This window comes from Cobetia sp. SIMBA_158 (assembly GCF_046566945.1).
In the GTDB taxonomy this organism is placed as follows: Bacteria; Pseudomonadota; Gammaproteobacteria; order Pseudomonadales; family Halomonadaceae; genus Cobetia; species Cobetia amphilecti.
The window spans coordinates 1-289 of record NZ_JAWJYL010000212.1 but is presented as its reverse complement, the minus strand read 5'-3'; the positions used below and the strand labels follow the sequence as shown (position 1 = coordinate 289).

Below are 289 nucleotides of genomic sequence, written 5' to 3'. Positions count from 1 at the left end.
TCATGGAATACCAAATATGCTGAAGATGTTGGTCAGACATTTTCATTTAAGTTCAAAGGTACTGGTTTTGGAATCCAAGCCATTAAAGAAAAGTTAGGTGGAAAGATTAAATTCACCATTGATAAGAAAACAAATAAAACTATTTCTTTATACAAGGATACTGGCAGCAAAGACTATGAAAAAGAAGATGTAGATGTTATTCGAGGTCTTGAAGATAAAGAGCATACAGTTGTTGCAACATTTATTGGAAAGGACTCAAAAAACCCCAATAAAAAGAAGATGAAAACAG

At 32.2% G+C, this 289-nt stretch carries 1 protein-coding gene; it reads left to right on the top strand.

Translation table 11 applies throughout. From position 1 onward, the window contains the following. Positions 1 to 289 (top strand): hypothetical protein (locus tag R2R70_RS19675; protein ID WP_410978848.1); only part of this gene is annotated, 289 nt, incomplete at both ends.